Raw genomic sequence first — 19,259 nt, forward strand, 5'->3', positions numbered from 1 at the left:
GCAACAATCGGGTAATCTCAAACTCGTTTTGCCTCGCCAGATAATTATTCTCATTGCGAATAAATTTGTGCGTTCCGCCACAGATTTGTGCACAAAGAATTGTCTCAAGCTGTGCAGGTAATTAGTCTCATCACGTTTGGCATTTTTATAACGATATTTATCGTTAAGGACTTCAAGGGAAAACAAACAACATGGTCAAATCTCAACCGATTTTGAGATATATTTTGCGCGGGATTCCTGCGATTGCAGTTGCGGTTCTGCTTTCTGCTTGTAGCACAACCACCAATACCGCAAAGAATATGCATTCTGAGACGCATGCTGTGGGCAATAGCGATAGCTCTTCACTGCAAGCCTCTCAGGATGAATTTGAAAATATGGTGCGTAACCTCGACGTTAAGTCGCGGATTATGGATCAGTATGCTGACTGGAAAGGCGTGCGTTACCGCCTGGGCGGCAGCACTAAGAAAGGCGTCGACTGTTCCAGCTTTGTACAGCGTACCTTCCGTGAACAGTTTGGTTTAGAGCTTCCGCGTTCAACCTATGAACAGCAGGAAATGGGCAAAGCAGTTTCACGCAATAACCTGCGTACGGGCGATCTGGTTCTGTTCCGCGCCGGTTCCACTGGTCGTCATGTCGGTATTTATATCGGCAATAACCAGTTTGTCCATGCGTCTACCAGTAGCGGCGTCATTATCTCCAGTATGAACGAACCGTACTGGAAAAAACGCTACAATGAAGCACGTCGAGTTCTGAGCCGCAGTTAATCTTCATCAGGCAGCACCTCCCTTGGCTTACCTGATGAGACGACATAAAAAGCACTGCTTCAGCAGTGCTTTTGCTTATTATCCCTTCTGAATCCGTTTTGCCTAATGGCGATGTGTGGCCTCTTATCCAGCCTACAACACACGAACGTAGGCCTGATAAACATAGCGCCATCAGGCATTCAGGTCGTTTCCCCCAACGCCTACTGCGACAATACGCTTTCCTGCGCATCACAGAAAAGCATGACTATCCGGGGTAATCCAGGCTATAGTCTTATAAATCAACCAGTTTAACCGGCATCCGCCTTTTCAGGTCATACCAGGAATTATGCTTACACGCGACTCCTCTTCCGGTCGGAAAATCCTGCTTACCTGTATCATTACGGGGATGGCAGCAGCATTACTTATTGGTAGCCTGCAATTTTTCCTGTCGTGGCATAAACGGGATGTTAAATACAATACGCTCCTTTCTGATGTACAACATTACCTGGCCAGCTATTTCGCCGACCTGAAAGCCACCACCGATATTCTTCAGCCGTTGACGATCAACACCTGTCAGCAGGTTGGCGCAGAACTCACCTCAAGAGCCGCTTTTAGCCTTAATGTCCGCGCCTTCTTATTGATTAAAGATAAAAAAGTGTTCTGCTCTTCCGCCACTGGCGCCATGAATATGCCGCTTCAGCAACTGGTACCGGATATAGATATCCGCAAAGACGTTGCTATGGCGATTCTGCCCGGCACGCCAATGATGCCCAACAAACCGACAATGGTGATTTGGTATCGAAACCCATTATTAAATGACAGCGGCGTATTCACATCGCTGAATATTAACCTGACGCCTTACTTACTCTATACCACGCGCCAGGACGATTTTAACGGCATCGCGCTGATTGTCGGCAATACCGCGCTGTCGACCTTTTCTTCACGTCTGCTGACCGTCGCGGAGCTGCCGGGCGCGCCATCACGACAGGCAACTATCAACGGCCTGCCGCTTAAAATACAGCTTTATGCCGATAGCTGGACCTACAATGACTTATGGTATGCGTTGATGCTGGGCTGCATTAGCGGCATCGTAGCGGGGTTTATCTGTTACTTTATCTATGCCCTCAGGACGCGACCGGGCAAAGAGATTTTAACGGCGATCAAACACGAGCAGTTTTATGTGGTTTATCAGCCCGTCGTCGATACTCGTACGCTGAACGTCACCGGGCTTGAAGTCTTACTGCGCTGGCGTCACCCTACGGCAGGCGAGATTCCGCCGGATGCCTTTATCCACTATGCCGAAGCGCAGCAACTTATCGTACCGTTAACGCAGCATCTGTTCGAGCTGATCGCCCGCGACGCGCCCACGCTACAGAAGGTGATGCCCGTCGGTGCCAAATTTGGCATTAACATCGCGCCGGAACATCTGCACAGCGACAGTTTTAAAGAGGATATGCACCGGCTCAGGGACGCCCTGCCCGCGCACCATTTTCATATCGTGCTGGAAATCACTGAACGCGATATGCTTCAGCAGTATGAAGCGGCCAAACTGTTCGAATGGCTGCATTCCGCCGGGTTTGAAATCGCTATAGATGATTTCGGTACAGGCCATAGCGCCCTGATTTATCTGGAGCGATTTACTTTAGATTATCTGAAAATCGATCGCGGCTTTATCCAGGCGATCGGCACGGAAACCGTCACGTCGCCGGTTCTGGATACCGTGCTGACGCTCTCCAGACGCCTGAATATGCTGACGGTGGCCGAGGGCGTTGAAACGCCGGAGCAGGCCCGTTGGCTACGCGATCACGGTGTTAATTACTTGCAGGGGTACTGGATTAGCCGTCCTTTACCCCTAAAAGATTTCGTGCTGTGGATGTCGGCGCCTTCCGTGCCTGAATGGTAGTCCCCTTACGGTTTTAACGGATTCACATCAGACGCAACGTCACTTATTATTCAGCGAAACGCCTGCCGGTTTGCAGCGGGCAATACGATAAGGAAACCGCCTTCAGATGATTGCGCGCGTAATGCTTCTGCTTGTCGCACTGGTTAGCGCTGGCGCCCAGGCCCAGGAAATCAAAGAAAGCTACGCTTTCGCCGTACTCGGCGAACCTAAGTATGCTTTTAACTTTGATCACTTTGATTATGTGAATCCTGCTGCGCCGAAAGGCGGTCAGATGACGCTTTCCGCCATTGGTACGTTCGATAATTTCAATCGCTATTCGCTGCGCGGCAATCCCGGCGTACGTACCGAAGCCCTTTACGATACGCTTTTTACCACCTCGGATGATGAACCCGGAAGCTATTATCCGCTGATTGCCGACCATGCCCGCTATGCCGCCGACTATTCCTGGGTGGAAATCTCGATTAATCCCCGCGCTCGTTTTCACGATGGCACGCCCATTACCGCCCGCGATGTGGCCTTTACCTTTCATAAGTTTATGACCGAAGGCGTACCGCAGTTCCGTCTGGTCTATAAAGGTACTACCGTGAAGGCGATTGCGCCTTTAACCGTGCGAATTGAGCTGGCGAAGCCTGGTAAAGAAGACATGCTTAGTCTGTTTTCATTACCGATCATGCCCGAAAAATTCTGGAAAAATCACAAACTCAGCGATCCGCTTTCAACGCCGCCCTTAGCCAGCGGGCCATACCGGATTACTCAGTGGAAAATGGGCCAGTACATTGTCTATTCACGTGTCAAAAACTACTGGGCGGCTAATCTGCCGGTCAATCGTGGACGTTTTAACCTCGACACTATCCGCTACGATTACTACCTTGATGACAATGTCGCTTTCGAGGCGTTTAAAGCGGGCGCATTTGATCTACGGCTGGAAAACGACGCTAAAAACTGGGCAACGCGCTACATCGGTAAAAATTTCGATAATCATTACATCATTAAAGAAGAGCAGAAAAACGAATCGGCGCAGGACACACGCTGGCTGGCCTTTAACATTCAGCGCCCGGTATTTAAAGACCGGCGGGTACGTGAAGCTGTCACCCTGGCCTTCGATTTTGAGTGGATGAATAAAGCGCTGTTCTATAATGCCTGGAGCCGAACCAACAGTTACTTCCAGAATACCGAGTACGCCGCCAGAAATTATCCTGACGCCGATGAGCTGGTATTACTCGCGCCGATGAAAAAAGATCTTCCTCCTGAAGTCTTCACTCAGATCTATCAGCCGCCGGTCTCTAACGGCGACGGCTACGATCGCGAAAATCTTCTTAAAGCTGACGCCTTGTTGACGCAGGCCGGATGGGTGATCAACGGACAGCAACGGGTCAATAGCGTCACCGGTAAGCCTCTGACGTTTGAACTTCTCCTTCCTGCCAGCAGTAATAGCCAGTGGGTTCTGCCCTTCCAGCATAATCTTCAGCGTCTGGGCATTACGATGACTATCCGTCAGGTTGATAATTCTCAGCTCACCAACCGGATGCGCAGCCGCGACTATGACATGATGCCGAGGCTATGGCGGGCGATGCCCTGGCCCAGCTCCGATCTACAAATCTCATGGGCGTCGGAATACATTGACTCCAGTTATAACGCTCCCGGCGTACAAAGCCCGGTGGTGGATAAACTGATCGCGCAAATTATCGCAGCGCAGGGTGATAAAGCGAAACTGGTGCCGCTGGGACGGGCGCTGGATCGCGTGCTGACCTGGAACTATTACATGCTGCCGATGTGGTATATGGCGCAAGACAGGCTCGCCTGGTGGGATAAATTCTCCCATCCGGCGATTCGCCCGGTATATACCATCGGGTTAGATACCTGGTGGTATGATGTCAACAAAGCCGCCAAACTACCGGCAGCCAGGAGGTAGTAAGAATCAATGGGCGCCTATCTTATCCGCCGTCTGTTACTGGTGATCCCCACGCTATGGGCCATTATTACCATTAACTTTTTTATCGTGCAGATCGCTCCCGGCGGCCCTGTCGATCAGGCGATTGCCGCGATTGAATTTGGCCAGGGCGGCGCGTTGCCCGGCGCCAGCGGCGAAGGCGTTCGCGCCAGTCATGCGCAAACCGGCGTCGGCAATATCAGCGACAGCCATTATCGCGGCGGCCGGGGACTCGATCCGGAGGTGATCGCAGAGATCACCCATCGCTACGGCTTCGACAAACCGCTGCATGAGCGTTATTTCAAGATGCTACGGGACTATCTCTCTTTTGACTTCGGCGACAGTCTGTTTCGCAGCGCATCCGTACTAACGCTGATCAAAGATAGCCTTCCCGTCTCCATTACCCTGGGATTATGGAGCACGCTGATTATTTATCTGGTGTCTATCCCGCTGGGGATTCGCAAAGCCGTCCATAACGGCAGTCGCTTTGATGTGTGGAGCAGCGCGTTTATCATTATTGGTTATGCGATCCCCGCCTTTCTGTTCGCTATTTTATTAATCGTCTTTTTTGCCGGCGGCAGCTACTACGATATCTTTCCGCTACGTGGCCTGGTCTCCGCCAACTTTGACACATTACCGTGGTACCAGAAAATCACCGATTATTTGTGGCATATTACGCTACCGGTGTTGGCGACCGTCATCGGCGGTTTTGCCGCCCTGACGATGCTGACGAAAAATTCGTTTCTCGACGAGGTGCGTAAACAGTATGTCGTTACCGCTCGCGCTAAAGGCGTGAGTGAAAAAAACATTCTCTGGAAACATGTTTTTCGTAACGCCATGCTGCTGGTGATCGCCGGGTTTCCCGCCACTTTTATCAGTATGTTTTTCACCGGCTCGCTGCTAATTGAAGTCATGTTCTCACTCAACGGCCTGGGGCTGCTGGGTTATGAAGCAACTGTTTCGCGCGACTATCCGGTGATGTTCGGCACGCTTTATATCTTTACCCTGATTGGCTTATTACTGAATATCCTGAGCGATATCAGCTATACGCTGGTCGATCCACGCATTGATTTTGAGGGACGATAATGCCGCGATTAAGCCCGGTCAATCAGGCCCGCTGGGCGCGTTTCCGCCATAATCGCCGGGGCTACTGGTCACTATGGATTTTCCTGATCGTGTTCAGCCTGAGCTTATGCGCGGAACTGATTGCTAACGATAAGCCATTGCTGGTGCGCTATGAAGGCCAGTGGTATTTTCCGCTGGTAAAAAATTACAGCGAGCGCGATTTCGGCGGCCCGCTGGCGACAACGGCAGATTATCAGGACCCCTGGCTACAACGGCAGCTTGAGAATCGGGGCTGGGTGTTGTGGGCCCCCGTACGCTTTGGCGCCAATACCATTAATTTTGCCACCACGCAGCCTTTCCCCTCCCCGCCTTCGGCGAAAAACTGGCTGGGCACCGATGCGAATGGCGGCGACGTTTTCGCCCGCATCCTGTACGGCACCCGCATTTCTATTTTATTCGGTCTGATGTTAACGATTTGCTCCAGCGTCATGGGCGTACTGGCGGGCGCGCTACAGGGCTATTATGGCGGCAAAGTCGATTTATGGGGGCAACGCCTCATCGAAGTCTGGTCGGGGATGCCGACCCTGTTTCTGATTATTTTACTTTCCAGCGTAGTGCAGCCTAACTTCTGGTGGCTGCTGGCCATAACCGTACTGTTTGGCTGGATGAGTCTGGTGGGCGTGGTGCGCGCCGAGTTTTTACGGACCCGCAATTTTGACTATATCCGCGCCGCGCAGGCGCTTGGCGTCAGCGATCGTGACATTATCCTGCGCCATATGTTGCCTAATGCGATGGTCGCTACCCTGACATTTTTACCGTTCATTTTATGTAGCTCCATCACCACCCTGACGTCGCTGGATTTTCTGGGATTTGGTCTGCCGCTTGGCTCCCCTTCTCTCGGCGAACTTCTTTTACAGGGGAAAAACAACTTACAGGCTCCCTGGCTGGGGATCGCCGCCTTTCTGTCTGTCGCCATTCTGCTATCGCTGCTGATTTTTATCGGCGAAGCGGTACGCGACGCCTTTGATCCTGCTAAGGCGGTATAAGATGACATCTCCATTGCTTGCGATTGAAAATTTATCGGTAGGTTTCCGTCAGCAACAGCACGTACGTCCTGTCGTTAACGCCATTTCGTTACAGGTGAACGCCGGGGAAACGCTGGCGCTGGTCGGCGAGTCCGGGTCAGGAAAAAGCGTGACGGCGCTTTCCATTCTGCGTCTTTTGCCTACCCCTCCCGCCGTCTACCTCTCCGGCGATATTCGCTTTCACGGCGAATCATTGCTTCATGCCAGCGAGCAGACGCTACGCGGCGTGCGCGGCAATAAAATCGCCATGATTTTTCAGGAACCGATGGTTTCACTTAACCCGCTGCATACGCTGGAAAAACAGCTCTATGAAGTGCTGTCGCTCCATCGGGGAATGCGTCGGGAGGCGGCAAGGGCGGAGATGATCGGTTGTCTGGATCGGGTCGGTATCCGCCAGGCGAGCCAGCGTCTGCGCGATTATCCGCATCAGCTTTCCGGCGGCGAACGCCAGCGCGTCATGATAGCCATGGCGCTGTTAACACGGCCGGAATTACTGATCGCCGATGAGCCGACCACCGCCCTCGACGTCTCCGTACAGGCGCAGATTTTATCTCTACTGCGGGAACTCCAGCGCGAGCTCAATATGGGATTGCTGTTTATCACCCATAACCTCAGCATTGTAAAAAAACTGGCGGATTCAGTGGCGGTAATGCAACACGGCAAGTGCGTAGAGAACCAACACGCCGACACGCTGCTCTCCGCGCCGACCCATCCGTACACGCAAAAACTACTCAACAGCGAACCCACAGGCGATCCGGTTCCGCTCCCCGCCGGGCAGACGCCGTTGCTGGAAGTGGACAGGCTGCGCGTCGCCTTCCCGATCCGCAAAGGCATTCTGAAGCGCGTCGTGGATCATAATGTGGTGGTTAACAATATCAGTTTCACCCTGCATCCAGGCGAAACGCTGGGTCTGGTCGGCGAGTCAGGATCGGGAAAAAGTACCACCGGTCTGGCGCTGTTACGGCTTATCCGCTCCGAAGGCCGCATCGTGTTTGACGGTCAATCGCTGGATACGTTAAACCGCCGCCAGCTTTTACCTGTTCGCCACCGTATCCAGGTCGTATTCCAGGACCCGAACTCATCGCTAAACCCGCGTTTAAACGTCTTGCAAATTATCGAAGAAGGCCTGCGCGTCCACCAGCCTACGCTTTCAGGCGCGCAGCGCGAACAGCAGGTGAAAGCGGTCATGATGGAAGTCGGCCTGGACCCGGAAACGCGGCATCGTTACCCCGCTGAGTTTTCCGGCGGGCAGCGTCAACGTATCGCCGTCGCCAGGGCGCTGATTTTAAAACCGTCGCTTATTATTCTGGATGAACCGACCTCATCGCTGGATAAAACCGTTCAGGCGCAGATTCTTGCCCTCCTGAAATCGCTCCAGCAAAAGCACCGTCTGGCCTATATCTTCATTAGCCACGATCTGCATGTAGTACGCGCGCTGTGCCATCAGGTTATTGTGCTGCGGCAGGGGGAGGTGGTTGAACAGGGGCAATGCGAGCGCGTGTTTACCGCACCGCAACAGGCCTATACGCGTCAGCTACTCGCGTTAAGCTGACGCCTAAAAAGGATTATTGTTAGAAAAAGGTTCCGCTATCGCCACGCCGAAATTTTTCAGCCGACAGGTGGCGGCAAACTCATCCTGACGATTAACGAACAGGCACGGTTCCCCTTCGCACTCCAGCACGGAGCAAGGAACTTCAATATCGCTTAGCGCCTGGCTGAGCTTATGCATCACTGACCACGCGCTATCGCCTGCCGGACTCAACAGTTTAAGCGCCACCAGACTATTCTCGGTGCTCTGCCCGTTTTGCGGAATCGGTTCAACCTTTGACCCCGCAAAACCCGCCGACCAGCGATAGTTTTGCGGCAGACGGTGAACAATTGAGAGCTGTAATGTATTCACTTTCTTTCCCCGGAAGCACAATTACTTCACAATTTACTTACATTTATATTAACACATCATTGACAACCCGTCCTTAAACAGATTGCTAACGCCCTTCTCTCCGTCAGTGGCTCTACAGCAAGCGGGAGTTAAAATAGTTTTACCGACGCGGAGATAGCGGCGGGCTATATGTACCCGTTTCTGCGATCTAACTCAACCTTTTTAACTACAATGATGTGACTTTTTACATAAATGGATTTTACATAAAATAAACATAAAGGAGGAAAATGATGAATTGGTAATTGATATGCATCAACTATGAAAGCCGTTTGGCTTTGCCATCGTCTAGCGGATAGCGTCCCCCAACGCCGCCTGCGCATTCTTCGGCGCCATTGAGGGACAGCGCGCCCGTCACCGTTTTTTGGGACGGCTGGCGTAGAGATAAAACAGAATGGAACAGGCGGCGCAAAGCGCAATCGACCAGATCATCGGCCACGCACTGGTAAAGGTAGCCAGCGACAGCAACGCGCCGACGATAGCGCCAATACCAAAGCGGAAAGTGCCCGCCAACGAAGACGCCGTTCCGGCCATATGCGGAAACTCATCCAAAATGACCGCCATCGCATTGGACGAAACCATCGACACACAGCCGACAAACGCCGCAACGCCGACCACCAGCGCCCAGAATCCAATGCCCATCAGCGCGCTGAAAACCATCCACACCGCCATCGCAAACTGAATCCATAGCCCGGCCCGAAACATGTTTAGCGCCCCTACCCGTCTGACAAAACGGCTGTTGATAATCGTCATCACAAACAGAAATACGATGTTCAACGCGAAGTAGTAGCCGAAATCCTGCGGCGGAACATGATTAATTTCGATATAGACAAACGGCCCCGCGCTCAAAAAAGAGAACATACCGGCAAAACTAAACCCGCTCGCCAGCATATAGCTCAGTACGCGTTTGTGGCGAAACAACGCGGCAAAGTTACCTATTGTGGTACGAATATGAAAAGGCTGACGCCGTTCAACGGGCAGCGTCTCTTTAATCAAAGCAAAGATCATGACTGACGCCAGAATCGCCGCAATGGCCAGTATCCAGAAGATATAGTGCCAGCTTAACCATACCAACACCCAGCCGCCGACAATGGGCGCCATTAACGGCGCTATCGTAGTGACCAGCATGACAAATGACATCATGCGCGAAAACTCTTCCTTTGGATAAATATCCCGCATCAGCGCATTGATGACGACGCTTGCCGCCGCGGCCGCCAAACCGTGGAAAAAACGCATCACGATCAGTTGATCGATAGTCTGCGCCAACGCACAGGCGACCGCCGCCGCGGCAAATACCAGCGTCCCGCCCAGGATGACCGGCTTACGCCCGAGGCTATCCGCCATCGGTCCATAGATAAGCTGACCCAGCGCAAACCCCAGAATATAGGTACTGAGCGTCATCTGCGCGCTACCGGCAGGCACGCCGAATTGCGCAGAAATCACCGGCAGCGCTGGAAGATACATATCAATCGACAGCGGCATTAACATGGCCAACAGGCCAAGAATAAAGACAATGGCAAAGGAAGAGTGCTGCCGGGTGGTCACATCGAACTCCTGAATTTAACGAGATAGTTAGCCGACGCTGGCGATTTCTTCTTCAGTCAACGGGCGGTACTCGCCGGGAGCCAGATTCTCATCCAGCGTAATGGCGCCAATCCGTTCGCGGTGCAGTTCCACAACGCGATTGCCTACTGCGGCAAACATCCGCTTCACCTGATGATAACGGCCTTCGCTGATGGTCAGACGGACCTGCACAGGCGTTATCACCTCCAGCGTAGCGGGTTTAGTGAGATCTTTTTCATTATGCAACTGCACGCCTTTCGCAAATTGCGCTGCCGTATCGTCGGCCACCGGCGACTCCAGGGTCACCAGATAGGTTTTTTCACAGTGATGGCGCGGCGACGTAATACGGTGCGACCACTGACCGTCATCTGTCATTAACACCAGACCGGTAGTATCGATATCCAGACGTCCTGCGGCATGCAGCTTATACGCCACCGGCTCATCCAGGAAATACAGCACCGTTGGATGATCGGGATCATCGGTTGAACAAACGTATCCCTGCGGCTTGTTAAGCATAAAATAGCGTGGCCCGTGTTGCTGCGCTAAGGGATTGCCGTCATACGCAACCGCATGTTCCGGGAGCAGTTTGAAGGCCGCATTTTTAATGATGTCGCCATCGACGGTAACGCGGTTACCACGAATTTCACGCCCGGCAATAGCGCGGCTGACGCCAAGCTGCTGAGCGATAAATTTATCAAGTCGCATGTGTGTGATTTAGCCTGTAATAATACGGAAATCGGGCATTCTACCCGAAAAAAGGGAATTGCTATCCGCTCAGTATAGCGGGCTAACTATATCCCTCAAGGGAAATGATTCATGGCATACTATTCCCGGAACCGTTTAACGTAGTGAGACCATGATTTTTACACTCCGCCCCTACCAGCAAGAAGCCGTAGACGCCACGCTCAGCCACTTTCGCCGCCACCGTACGCCCGCCGTGATTGTTCTGCCGACCGGCGCAGGTAAAAGCCTGGTGATCGCCGAACTGGCGCGCGTCGCCCGCGGACGGGTACTGGTGCTGGCGCATGTGAAAGAGCTGGTCGCGCAGAACCACGCCAAATATTGCGCGCTGGGGCTGGAAGCGGATATTTTCGCCGCCGGACTCAAACGTAAAGAGAGTCAGGGCAAAGTCGTGTTCGGCAGCGTACAGTCGGTGGCGCGTAATCTTGACGCCTTCCAGGAGGAGTTTTCGCTGTTGATTGTCGATGAATGCCACCGCATCGGTGACGATGAAGACAGTCAGTATCAGCAAATCCTCACTCACCTGAGTAAAGTTAATCCTCACTTACGTCTGCTTGGGCTCACCGCCACGCCTTTCCGCCTCGGAAAAGGCTGGATTTATCAATTTCATTACCACGGTATGGTGCGCGGCAACGACAACGCTCTGTTTCGCGACTGTATTTATGAACTGCCGCTGCGCTATATGATTAAACACGGCTATCTGACGCCGCCTGAGCGGCTTGATATGCCAGTGGTCCAATACGATTTCAGCCGCCTGCAGGCCCAAAGCAATGGGCTGTTCAGCGAAGCCGACCTGAACCGCGAGCTGAAAAAGCAGCAGCGGATTACGCCGCACATCATCAGCCAGATTATGGAATTTGCGCAAACGCGCAAAGGCGTGATGATTTTCGCCGCCACGGTCGAACATGCGAAAGAGATTGTCGGTCTGCTTCCGGCGGACGACGCGGCGCTGATTACCGGCGATACGCCAGGGCCCGAGCGCGACGCGCTGATTGATAATTTCAAGGCGCAGCGTTTTCGCTATCTGGTTAACGTCTCGGTGCTGACCACCGGCTTTGACGCCCCACACGTTGATCTCATCGCGATTCTACGTCCCACCGAGTCAGTTAGTCTTTACCAACAAATTGTCGGGCGTGGTCTGCGCCTTGCGCCGGGAAAGACCGATTGCCTGATTCTTGATTACGCAGGCAACCCGCACGACCTGTATGCCCCGGAGGTCGGTAGCCCGAAGGGAAAAAGCGATAACGTCCCTGTCCAGGTATTTTGCCCGGCCTGCGGCTTTGCCAACACCTTCTGGGGGAAAACCACTGCCGACGGCACGCTGATTGAACACTTTGGCCGTCGCTGCCAGGGCTGGTTTGACGATGACGACGGCCATCGCGAGCAATGCGATTTTCGCTTTCGCTTCAAAAACTGCCCGCAGTGTAATGCCGAAAACGATATTGCCGCCCGACGCTGCCGGGAATGTGGCGCCATTCTGGTCGACCCGGACGATATGTTAAAAGCGGCGCTCAGGCTCAAGGATGCGTTAGTCCTGCGCTGTAGCGGAATGACGATGCAGCATGGGCAGGATGAGAAAGGTGAATGGCTGAAAATCACTTACTATGACGAGGACGGCGCGGATGTCAGTGAGCGCTTCCGCTTGCACACGCCCGCCCAGCGTACCGCTTTCGAACAGCTATTTATTCGCCCGCATACGCGCACGCCCGGCGTTCCTTTACGCTGGATCACGGCGGCGGATATTGTCGCGCAGCAGGCGCTGTTGCGGCATCCCGATTTTGTGGTCGCGCGGATGAAAGGCCAGTACTGGCAGGTGCGTGAAAAAGTGTTCGACTATGAAGGCCGCTTCCGCCGGGCGCACGAATTACGTGGTTAATTGTACTTTTCATTGATGTAACGGCGATTTGAGTATAGAATCCCGCCCGCCTTTGCATACGCAAAGCAGATCACTTACCTGTTGCTGGGTCGCCTGTAGCAGGAATTATTAAAGAGAGATTTAAATGTTTACTATCAACGCAGAAGTACGTAAAGAGCAGGGTAAGGGTGCGAGCCGCCGCCTGCGCGCCGCTAACAAGTTCCCGGCAATCATCTACGGCGGTTCTGAAGCCCCGATTGCTATCGAACTGGACCACGACCAGGTGATGAACATGCAAGCTAAAGCTGAATTCTACAGCGAAGTTCTGACCCTCGTTGTTGACGGTAAAGAAGTAAAAGTTAAAGCTCAGGCTGTACAGCGTCACGCTTACAAACCGAAGCTGACTCACATCGACTTCGTTCGCGCGTAATCGCCTGGAAGTTGAAGAAAAACCCCGCCCCGGCGGGGTTTTTTTATGGAATTTAGTTCGCGGTAAAGATGAATCACACTTGCCGGATAAGGCGTTTCCTCCCCCATCCGGCAAGCGACTTTATTTCCCGCCCGACGTGCGTCGCTGCAACTGATCGCGCAAATTCGGCGGCGTCCCTTTGATAGTCAGGGTATCGGTCGCCGGGTCCCAGAAAATCCGCTCGCCCAGCAGCATCGCATCAAAGTTAATCGTTAACCCGCCGCCGCTGCCGGCATATTTGGTTAACTGGCGTAGCGTACTGCGATCTGCCGGGAAGCTCTCTTCCAGCTCATAGCCTTTTTCGGCGGTAAATTCGCTGAAGCTGACTTCACTGACGCCGGAAAGCTCTTTAGACAGCGATTCCAGCTCAATCTCTTCCCCGGCTTGTAACTGCTCGTTGCAGTAGCTGTACACCTGCTGGCGCACGTTCTGACGTTCTGCTTTATCCAACTGCGCTTCTGCGGTGAAATCATCCACTGCCTGCAACAGGCCGCGATTCTGCGCTTTGGCGTTCAACCCTTCGCTGGCGCCGAGGAAATCCATAAAGAAGTCAGCGACCTTGCGCCCTACCCGACCTTTGAGAAACGTCAGATAGCGGGTCGATTGCGGATTAGTTTCCCACTCGGTAAGATCGATACGCGCCACGATATCCGCATGGTTAATATCAAGATAATGCGTCGGGTTAATGTCCAGATTTTCATTGACCCGCATACTGCTCAGGTTGTTCAGTACCGTAACCAGCAGATACTCCACCGCCAGGTAACGATAATGGCAGAACAATACAATGCCGCCGTCCGCAAAGGGATATTTCGCCAGTTCGTCACGCAGGCGTCCGGTCGCCGCCCGGCTAAAGGCAAGAAAATCTTCTTCCCCCTGACGTTGCAACCGCAGCGCTTGCGCCAGTTCACTCTCTTCATTAAACAGGCCATACGCCTTATTCTTGGCGCTATAGACCCGATGCAGTTCAGCCACCATCTCGACAACGGTGGTTGTCGGCTCCAGCAATGAATCGCGCAAGACCAGCTCAAGATTTTGCTCTTCGCGCTTGATAAGCTGGTGCAGGGCAATCTGGTTGATATCCAGACTCATGATAAACTCTCCTTTAAGACCGGGCGGTATTCAACCACCGCCTGCCGGAAGACGCAAGCAATCGCCCTGCCATTTCAGGCGTTATCCGTAACGCGAATGATTTAGGGGATAAAAATGCAGAAAAAAAACTGTTGCTACGGTAATATGTTGCCCTTTCATGAACAAACAGATTTTGATTTATGCCACAACTCTCCCGCTATAGTGATGAACATGTTGAACAACTGCTGAGCGAACTGCTCAGTGTACTGGAAAAACATAAGGCGCCGACCGATCTTTCCCTGATGGTGCTGGGAAATATGGTCACCAACCTTATCAACACCAGCGTTGCGCCGGCTCAACGCCAGGCGATTGCGAACTCTTTTGCCCGCGCCTTGCAGTCTTCGATTAGCGAAGACAACGCGCACTAAAAAGCCGACTCCGGAGAAACAAGCGACAGGTATGGTAACTCATCGTCAGCGCTACCGTGAAAAAGTCTCCCAGATGGTTAGCTGGGGGCACTGGTTCGCTCTGTTCAATATACTGTTGGCTACGTTGCTCGGCAGCCGTTACCTGTTTGTCGCCGACTGGCCGACAACGCTTGCGGGTCGCATATACTCCTACCTGAGCATTGTCGGGCACTTTAGCTTTCTGGTGTTCGCCACCTATTTGCTTATTCTTTTTCCGCTCACGTTTATCGTGATGTCCCAGCGGCTGATGCGGTTTTTATCAGCCATTCTGGCGACCGCGGGTATGACGTTGTTGCTTATCGACAGCGAAGTCTTTACCCGTTTTCACCTGCATCTTAACCCCATTGTCTGGGAGCTGGTCATCAACCCTGACCAGAACGAAACGGCGCGCGACTGGCAGCTTATGTTTATTAGCGTGCCGGTTATCTTATTGATTGAGATGCTATTTGCGACATGGAGTTGGCAAAAGCTGCGCAGTCTCACGCGCCGCCGCCATTTCGCAAGGCCGCTTGCGGCATTCTTTTTCGTCTCCTTTATCGCATCGCATCTTATCTACATCTGGGCAGACGCTAATTTTTACCGGCCGATTACCATGCAGCGGGCAAACCTGCCGCTCTCTTATCCGATGACGGCGCGACGTTTTCTTGAAAAACACGGTCTGCTGGATGCGCAGGAATATCAGCGCCGTCTGGTAGAGCAAGGCAATCCGGAAGCGGTCTCCGTACAGTACCCGCTCAGCAATTTGCACTATCGCGATATGGGCACCGGTCAGAATGTGCTGCTCATTACCGTAGACGGCCTGAACTATTCTCGCTTTGAGAAGCAGATGCCGGAGCTGGCTAAATTTGCCGAACAAAACATCGACTTCACCCGTCATATGAGTTCAGGGAATACCACTGATAACGGTATTTTCGGCCTGTTCTATGGCATATCGCCAGGCTATATGGATGGCGTGTTATCCACCAGAACGCCTGCGGCGCTCATTACCGCGTTGAATCAGCAAGGCTACCAACTGGGACTGTTTTCTTCGGATGGTTTCGCCAGCCCGCTTTACCGTCAGGCATTACTGTCCGATTTCTCGATGCCGACAGCGCAGACGCAGTCTGATGCGCAAACGGCCAGCCAGTGGATAGACTGGCTTGGGCGCTACGCACAGGAAGATAACCGCTGGTTCTCATGGGTATCGTTTAACGGTACTAACATTGATGACAGTAATCAGAAGAATTTTGTTAAGCGTTACGCCAGCGCCGCCAGCGACGTGGATGCGCAAATCAATCGGGTTCTGAACGCGCTGCGAGAGGCCGGTAAATTCGACAATACCGTCGTGATCATTACCGCAGGACGCGGCATACCGTTGACGCCGGAAGAAAATCGCTTCGACTGGTCGCAAGGTCATCTGCAAGTACCGCTGGTGATCCACTGGCCGGGGACGCCTGCGCAGCGTATTAATGCGCTTACCGATCATACCGATGTAATGACCACGTTGATGCAACGCCTGTTACATGTCAGCACGCCAGCGAACGAATATTCACAGGGCCAGGACATCTTTACCGTTCCACGTCGCCATAACTGGGTAACGGCGGCAGACGGCAGTACGTTGGCAATCACGACGCCGCAAATGATCCTGGTGCTCAATAATAACGGTCATTATCAGACCTATAATTTACACGGCGAGAAGATCAAAGATCAGAAGCCGCAGCTCAGTCTGCTGCTGCAAGTGCTAACAGAAGAGAAACGTTTTATCGCTAACTGATTAATTATAAATCAGTTAGCACCGTTTCCCCTTGCATTCGCGTTGGAAAGAGGTAGTATTAGCACCCACAAGTCGGCACGTAGCGCAGCCTGGTAGCGCACCGTCATGGGGTGTCGGGGGTCGGAGGTTCAAATCCTCTCGTGCCGACCAAAATTCCCCTTAAAAACCAGCCTCTCAGGGCTGGTTTTTTTATGCCTACAATTAAAAAGTTAGCTGATGCCAGAGACGTTATTTTGCATGAACTGATCGGACATCTTCCCTGTGTAGTGGTCAACGTAAAGTCAATGCAGGCAAATAACGTAAACCATGTTTGTACTAAAACAGAAAAAGCGCATCTACACCCTATGCTGGAAGAAATGTTCGCAGTGGCAGGTAAATGAGTAAGCAATCTGTCGCAGCAATAATAAAACGTTCTGGTAAGGTAAATGGCTTACCACTTCTTTGTCACTAACAATTAGCCTCCCTGTCGCCATAGGGCCGATAACGATCGGCTAGTCACAACACGTTTTTGTAGACAACGTACGGCGATTAACTACTCCTTCAGCCAGCAACTCGCTAATTGTTATTCAACTTCAGAAATTATAACTAATTGAGGCACCTACAAAATTATGCCCTGAATTTTTATCCGTGAGTGATCCATTCGAGAAATGCCGGATATAAGCTTCTGTAGAAAAAGCCCCAAAGTTCCAACCAAGAAACGCTTTTTCTCCAAAGGTAAATGCAGAATTGACGCGCATATCATCTCGCGACTTAGATTTTATATAAGCCCCCAGACCAATACCGGTATAGATACCAGCGAAATGAACCAGCGCCACATCCTTCGAGATACCCAATACGCCCTGGTTATATTTATTGCAGGGAACGCTGCCAGAATGTTTACTGCAATCATCGTTCCCCTTAGCCTTAAATCCTCCTAACTCCAGATTATTTCTTGCCTGTAAAAAGAAAAAATCGCTGGGTTCACTGTATGTCAGAAAAGCCGTATATAAGTGCTCAACCCCTCCTCTCCTTATACTTTCTCCCCCAGCAAAAGAGATCTGATGTTTGTTTCCCTTACCAAAAAAAACATTATCATTAGCAGAACATGCGAATGCACAAAGTAATAATATATATATAAATATTCTCTTCATATACACTCCATCACCATTTCAATGTCAATAGCTATTTTTAACCGACTAATATATTTAAAATTTTCTACGCCACGCTTACGCTCACAGAAACGGCTGATATAGCATCCAGTATTAATATTATTTTCATAATTACTCCAACCAGCATTATTGATGCAAACAGGCTGGACATGGACTGTGTGCAGACATCGAAACATACTCACTACGCTTTCCCCTTGAGTCGCCCCAATGGGTGCTCAAAACGCCGCGAGTGTTGTTCAGGCACATCCAGGATAAGTTATAAGTGAACGACTCTCATTCCTGACCACATTTTCATTTATGATAAGAATATCGTCAGAATCTCTTTATCGCATAAAAATATCTCTACTATTGACTTGATATTTAATTTAACAAATGTCGCGGTTTATTCGTTCTGCTCAGATGTATTTCATTGACATTAATAAAATAATAAATAAATTCAATTAAAATAATTTGTTAATAATGACAAACTTTAGACACTATGACTTTTAATAAGGAATTTCCTGCCAGTAAAGATAGTCTGGACTTACGGGTGCAAGGGCGCAGCTACATATGCCACACTTCTGTTATGTCACATTGTCCGAAAAAAGCGTCCAGACCAGTATTCAACCTCAGGGAGTATTCTGTTTTCTCTCACAACGGGTTGTTTTATCCTTTCTATCGTTCAGCTAATTACTCGCCTGTCACAGGTTTTACTACTTACCCATGCACTAATTAAGGTAAAATTTACACGCTTGACAATGTGGCAAATCTGGACGATTTCCGCGCTGAAAACAATAATCATTCTAATAAAACTCAGGAGATATAGCATGCCTGAAGTAACACCTTTTCAGGTGCTTATTGTGGACGACCATCCACTTATGCGGCGAGGTATTCGTCAATTACTGGAACTGGACCCGGCTTTTTATGTCGTTGCCGAAGCGGGTGACGGGGCGAGTGCGATCGATCTGGCGAATCGCATTGAGCCCGATCTGATCCTGCTGGATCTGAATATGAAAGGTCTGAGCGGGTTAGATACCCTGAACGCGCTACGCCGGGATGGTGTGACGGCGCAAATTATTATTCTTACCGTCTCGGATTCCGCCAGCGACATCTACGCGCTGATCGACGCCGGCGCCGACGGTTATCTGCTCAAAGATAGCGATCCAGAAGTGCTGCTGGAGGCCATTCGCAAAGGCGCTAACGGCGGTAAAGTCTTTAGCGATCGGGTCAATGAATATCTGCGTGAGCGCGAACGGTTTGGCGCGCAGGAAGATCCCTTTAGTATCCTGACCGAACGAGAGTTAGATGTCTTGCATGAGCTGGCGCAGGGGCTTTCTAACAAACAGATTGCGTCAGTACTGAATATTTCTGAGCAGACGGTTAAGGTGCACATTCGTAATCTGCTTCGCAAGCTAAACGTGCGCTCGCGCGTCGCGGCGACCATTCTATTTTTACAAACACGCGGAATGCAGTAACAAGCCAGGCCCGATGGCGCCACGCCACCGGGCCGTCAGGGCATTATTTCTCCTGCGCCAGCCGGATACTGCGCTCTAT

17 protein-coding genes, 1 tRNA gene and 1 pseudogene are annotated in these 19,259 nt (G+C 51.6%); 14 read left to right on the forward strand and 5 right to left on the reverse strand.

The genetic code is table 11. The annotated features are described in order from the left end of the window. Nucleotides 1-191 precede the first annotated feature (191 nt). The 6 genes from mepS (at nucleotide 192) to yejF (ending at nucleotide 8,278) form a co-directional block, all read left to right on the forward strand. Nucleotides 192-764, forward strand: coding sequence for a bifunctional murein DD-endopeptidase/murein LD-carboxypeptidase (gene mepS, locus NA624_RS15580; protein ID WP_000241015.1), 573 nt, complete (start codon nucleotides 192-194; stop codon nucleotides 762-764). 325 nt (nucleotides 765-1,089) lie between these two features. Then, complete coding sequence (locus NA624_RS15585) at nucleotides 1,090-2,646, forward strand: cyclic di-GMP phosphodiesterase (RefSeq protein ID WP_000957761.1); 1,557 nt, start codon at nucleotides 1,090-1,092, stop codon at nucleotides 2,644-2,646. Nucleotides 2,647-2,752: 106 nt separating this feature from the next. Then, the gene (locus tag NA624_RS15590; protein WP_000561742.1) at nucleotides 2,753-4,558 is read left to right on the forward strand and encodes an extracellular solute-binding protein; all 1,806 of its coding nucleotides are present in this window, start codon (nucleotides 2,753-2,755) and stop codon (nucleotides 4,556-4,558) included. Nucleotides 4,559-4,567: 9 nt separating this feature from the next. Continuing rightward, complete coding sequence (locus NA624_RS15595) at nucleotides 4,568-5,662, forward strand: microcin C ABC transporter permease YejB (RefSeq protein ID WP_000501623.1); 1,095 nt, start codon at nucleotides 4,568-4,570, stop codon at nucleotides 5,660-5,662. Continuing rightward, nucleotides 5,662-6,687 (forward strand): ABC transporter permease, encoded by a 1,026-nt coding sequence (locus tag NA624_RS15600; protein ID WP_001137748.1) that lies wholly within the window; start codon nucleotides 5,662-5,664, stop codon nucleotides 6,685-6,687. Before NA624_RS15595 ends, NA624_RS15600 begins: the two co-directional genes overlap by 1 nt. A 1-nt stretch (nucleotide 6,688) precedes the next feature. Further along, on the forward strand, nucleotides 6,689-8,278 hold the full coding sequence (gene yejF / locus NA624_RS15605; RefSeq protein ID WP_000203607.1) for a microcin C ABC transporter ATP-binding protein YejF: 1,590 nt from the start codon (nucleotides 6,689-6,691) through the stop codon (nucleotides 8,276-8,278). Between the two features lie 3 nt (nucleotides 8,279-8,281). Here the strand turns inward: yejF and NA624_RS15610 are convergent, their stop codons facing one another. From NA624_RS15610 to rsuA, 3 genes are all read right to left on the reverse strand, one after another. Continuing rightward, nucleotides 8,282-8,626: a YejG family protein gene (locus tag NA624_RS15610; protein ID WP_001094639.1), complete on the reverse strand. Its 345-nt coding sequence runs from the start codon at nucleotides 8,624-8,626 to the stop codon at nucleotides 8,282-8,284. A 390-nt stretch (nucleotides 8,627-9,016) separates the two neighbouring features. Beyond that, on the reverse strand, nucleotides 9,017-10,207 hold the full coding sequence (locus tag NA624_RS15615; RefSeq protein WP_000213349.1) for a Bcr/CflA family multidrug efflux MFS transporter: 1,191 nt from the start codon (nucleotides 10,205-10,207) through the stop codon (nucleotides 9,017-9,019). A gap of 27 nt (nucleotides 10,208-10,234) precedes the next feature. Next, the gene (rsuA, locus tag NA624_RS15620) at nucleotides 10,235-10,930 is read right to left on the reverse strand and encodes a 16S rRNA pseudouridine(516) synthase RsuA (RefSeq protein WP_001234836.1); all 696 of its coding nucleotides are present in this window, start codon (nucleotides 10,928-10,930) and stop codon (nucleotides 10,235-10,237) included. A gap of 151 nt (nucleotides 10,931-11,081) precedes the next feature. Between rsuA and NA624_RS15625 the strand changes: the two genes are divergently transcribed. After that, a complete protein-coding gene (locus NA624_RS15625; RefSeq protein WP_000578117.1) occupies nucleotides 11,082-12,842 on the forward strand; it encodes a DEAD/DEAH box helicase in 1,761 nt (586 codons plus the stop codon). Nucleotides 12,843-12,966: 124 nt separating this feature from the next. Further along, nucleotides 12,967-13,251, forward strand: coding sequence for a 50S ribosomal protein L25 (gene rplY, locus NA624_RS15630; protein WP_000494192.1), 285 nt, complete (start codon nucleotides 12,967-12,969; stop codon nucleotides 13,249-13,251). 120 nt (nucleotides 13,252-13,371) lie between these two features. On the opposite strand, the gene yejK is transcribed toward rplY, so the two are convergent. Next, on the reverse strand, nucleotides 13,372-14,379 hold the full coding sequence (gene yejK, locus NA624_RS15635) for a nucleoid-associated protein YejK (protein WP_000050813.1): 1,008 nt from the start codon (nucleotides 14,377-14,379) through the stop codon (nucleotides 13,372-13,374). Nucleotides 14,380-14,558: 179 nt separating this feature from the next. On the opposite strand from yejK, the gene NA624_RS15640 reads away from it, so the two are divergent. From NA624_RS15640 to NA624_RS15660, 5 genes and pseudogenes are all read left to right on the forward strand, one after another. Next, on the forward strand, nucleotides 14,559-14,786 hold the full coding sequence (locus tag NA624_RS15640; protein WP_001135904.1) for a YejL family protein: 228 nt from the start codon (nucleotides 14,559-14,561) through the stop codon (nucleotides 14,784-14,786). A gap of 31 nt (nucleotides 14,787-14,817) precedes the next feature. Beyond that, nucleotides 14,818-16,578, forward strand: coding sequence for an LPS biosynthesis-modulating metalloenzyme YejM (gene yejM / locus NA624_RS15645; protein ID WP_000256159.1), 1,761 nt, complete (start codon nucleotides 14,818-14,820; stop codon nucleotides 16,576-16,578). 73 nt (nucleotides 16,579-16,651) lie between these two features. Then, nucleotides 16,652-16,728: transfer RNA gene (locus tag NA624_RS15650), tRNA-Pro, on the forward strand. Further along, nucleotides 16,684-16,776 (forward strand): annotated as a pseudogene (locus tag NA624_RS15655) (hypothetical protein); the annotation flags it as partial. The gene NA624_RS15650 and the pseudogene NA624_RS15655, both read left to right, overlap by 45 nt. Further along, a complete protein-coding gene (locus NA624_RS15660) occupies nucleotides 16,770-16,958 on the forward strand; it encodes a DinI-like family protein (RefSeq protein WP_001550021.1) in 189 nt (62 codons plus the stop codon). The pseudogene NA624_RS15655 and the gene NA624_RS15660, both read left to right, overlap by 7 nt. Before the next feature lie 192 nt (nucleotides 16,959-17,150). Here NA624_RS15660 and pagL read toward each other — a convergent pair whose 3' ends face one another. Further along, on the reverse strand, nucleotides 17,151-17,714 hold the full coding sequence (gene pagL, locus NA624_RS15665; protein ID WP_000281869.1) for a lipid A 3-O-deacylase PagL: 564 nt from the start codon (nucleotides 17,712-17,714) through the stop codon (nucleotides 17,151-17,153). An 818-nt stretch (nucleotides 17,715-18,532) separates the two neighbouring features. On the opposite strand from pagL, the gene narP reads away from it, so the two are divergent. Then, nucleotides 18,533-19,180 (forward strand): nitrate/nitrite response regulator protein NarP, encoded by a 648-nt coding sequence (gene narP, locus NA624_RS15670; RefSeq protein ID WP_001115500.1) that lies wholly within the window; start codon nucleotides 18,533-18,535, stop codon nucleotides 19,178-19,180. Nucleotides 19,181-19,259: the final 79 nt, after the last annotated feature.

Origin of the sequence: Salmonella sp. NW38, from assembly GCF_051807745.1 — a bacterium.
In the GTDB taxonomy this organism is placed as follows: domain Bacteria; phylum Pseudomonadota; class Gammaproteobacteria; order Enterobacterales; family Enterobacteriaceae; genus Salmonella; species Salmonella enterica.

What these genes read in the sequence shown, in the direction of transcription:
- NA624_RS15590 (WP_000561742.1), top strand. Translation starts at nt 2,753, where the DNA reads ATGATTGCGCGCGTAATGCTTCTGCTTGTCGCACTGGTTAGCGCTGGC.
- NA624_RS15585 (WP_000957761.1), top strand. Translation starts at nt 1,090, where the DNA reads ATGCTTACACGCGACTCCTCTTCCGGTCGGAAAATCCTGCTTACCTGT.
- NA624_RS15660 (WP_001550021.1), top strand. Translation starts at nt 16,770, where the DNA reads ATGCCTACAATTAAAAAGTTAGCTGATGCCAGAGACGTTATTTTGCAT.
- yejM (WP_000256159.1), top strand. Translation starts at nt 14,818, where the DNA reads ATGGTAACTCATCGTCAGCGCTACCGTGAAAAAGTCTCCCAGATGGTT.
- narP (WP_001115500.1), top strand. Translation starts at nt 18,533, where the DNA reads ATGCCTGAAGTAACACCTTTTCAGGTGCTTATTGTGGACGACCATCCA.
- rplY (WP_000494192.1), top strand. Translation starts at nt 12,967, where the DNA reads ATGTTTACTATCAACGCAGAAGTACGTAAAGAGCAGGGTAAGGGTGCG.
- NA624_RS15640 (WP_001135904.1), top strand. Translation starts at nt 14,559, where the DNA reads ATGCCACAACTCTCCCGCTATAGTGATGAACATGTTGAACAACTGCTG.
- NA624_RS15595 (WP_000501623.1), top strand. Translation starts at nt 4,568, where the DNA reads ATGGGCGCCTATCTTATCCGCCGTCTGTTACTGGTGATCCCCACGCTA.
- yejF (WP_000203607.1), top strand. Translation starts at nt 6,689, where the DNA reads ATGACATCTCCATTGCTTGCGATTGAAAATTTATCGGTAGGTTTCCGT.
- NA624_RS15600 (WP_001137748.1), top strand. Translation starts at nt 5,662, where the DNA reads ATGCCGCGATTAAGCCCGGTCAATCAGGCCCGCTGGGCGCGTTTCCGC.
- rsuA (WP_001234836.1), bottom strand. Translation starts at nt 10,930, where the DNA reads ATGCGACTTGATAAATTTATCGCTCAGCAGCTTGGCGTCAGCCGCGCT.
- yejK (WP_000050813.1), bottom strand. Translation starts at nt 14,379, where the DNA reads ATGAGTCTGGATATCAACCAGATTGCCCTGCACCAGCTTATCAAGCGC.
- NA624_RS15625 (WP_000578117.1), top strand. Translation starts at nt 11,082, where the DNA reads ATGATTTTTACACTCCGCCCCTACCAGCAAGAAGCCGTAGACGCCACG.
- mepS (WP_000241015.1), top strand. Translation starts at nt 192, where the DNA reads ATGGTCAAATCTCAACCGATTTTGAGATATATTTTGCGCGGGATTCCT.